General features: G+C 45.0%; 2 protein-coding genes. One reads left to right on the top strand and one right to left on the bottom strand.

Going from position 1 to position 1,581, the window contains the following annotated elements; all coding sequences use genetic code 11:
* Window positions 1-110: 110 nt before the first annotated feature.
* Window positions 111-407 (bottom strand): PilZ domain-containing protein, encoded by a 297-nt coding sequence (locus A3729_RS23275; RefSeq protein WP_068514521.1) that lies wholly within the window; start codon window positions 405-407, stop codon window positions 111-113.
* Window positions 408-627: 220 nt separating this feature from the next.
* Between A3729_RS23275 and A3729_RS23270 the strand changes: the two genes are divergently transcribed.
* On the top strand, window positions 628-1,581 hold a 954-nt coding region (locus tag A3729_RS23270), incomplete at its 3' end, for an aspartate kinase (RefSeq protein ID WP_068634339.1).

The raw sequence follows: 1,581 nt of genomic DNA, 5'->3' as shown, positions 1-1,581 counted from the left end.
CTGCAGGCAATAAGAGAATAGCTAAGAAGGTGGTTTTTCATGATTAGACGTTCCTTGATTTCACAGATATTAATTCAATTTGGCTAAGTTTAAATAGGGGGCAACTGATACTAGGAGATAAACTTCAGACCAATACCCGCAGGTTCCATTCGGACAATTTTCATTTTCAGTACAGGCGCTGTTTCTCCCATGCCCTGGACCTGGCCCTGGACAACGGTGCCGACCGGTGGCATAGGAATATTCTCTGTTAGAAGAAATACACCGCCATCGGAGATATCACGGGTAGTGACAATTTGATCGCCAATACTGGGGTGAGACACTTTAAGTTTACACTTCATTGGTGTCCGGTGCTCAGAGCGTTTGTCGGGCTGTGCGGATGTTGAGGTGTTTTCGTTTTCAATGGTCATTTTATTAGCAGGCCACTTAGCTTAAATAATTGCTCTGCATTATATCGATAATAAAAACGAATATCGCCAATCTAGCTTTAAGTTTTGGAAAGATTACATGGCTTGCAGTCTTTCAGTGAGGGCTAAAAATGAGGCAGATAGACAAATTTCGTTAATGGCGTAAAATAGCGCGTTTTTTACAGGCTAGTTCTCTAAAGCGTGTTGGTGATAGAAGGGTGTTATGAAATCGCATAGTGTTGAAAAGATCGGTGGAACGTCAATGAGTGATTATGTCGCTATTCGCGATAATATAATCAGCAAACCCTCAAGAGAGGATACGATCTATCAGCGTGTATTTGTGGTTTCAGCGTATGGCGGCATGACAGACGCTTTGTTAGAGCACAAAAAGACTAGCCAGCCAGGAATCTATGCGTTATTTGCCAACGGCTTGAAAGACAAGAGTTGGCACCAGGCGCTGCAGCAAGTGAAAGCTGATATGCAGGCCATAAACGCAGGCTTATTTGGTGAAGGTGAGCTTTTGCAGCAGGCGAATAGTTTTATTGGCGAGCGTCTGGATGATGCAGAGCAGTGTCTTGTTGATCTTCAAAGACTTTGTCAACACGGGCATTTTGAGCTTTCCGCACATTTGGCGACTGTTCGGGAAATGTTGGCGAGTATCGGTGAGGCTCATAGCGCTTGGAACACTGCAAAGCTTCTTGAACGTGACGGTTTCAATGCTTGTTTTGTTGATTTAACTGGCTGGCGCGCGGCACAGCATACCTCTTTGGATGAGCGGATCGTTGAAGCGTTTCAAGGCTTGGATTTGGCAAGTCAGATACCTATCGCGACGGGTTATGCGCATAGCGAGGAAGGCTTGATGTCTACTTTTGACCGTGGCTATAGTGAAATGACCTTTAGCCGCATCGCTGTATTGACCGAAGCGCGTGAAACCATCATCCATAAAGAATTTCACTTGAGCACGGCTGATCCTCGTTTGGTTGGTGAAGAAAATGCTATTCCTATCGGACGGACAAACTATGATGTTGCCGATCAGTTAGCTAACCTGGGAATGGAAGCTATTCACCCTAAAGCGGCCAAGGGTTTACGTAGTAACCGTATTCCTTTAAGAGTTAAGAATACTTTTGAGCCTGACCATCCTGGTACACTTATCACCGGAGACTATGTCAGTGACGAG

Source organism: Oleiphilus sp. HI0043 (assembly GCF_001634935.1).
This window is presented reverse-complemented; position numbering and strand designations above follow the sequence as displayed.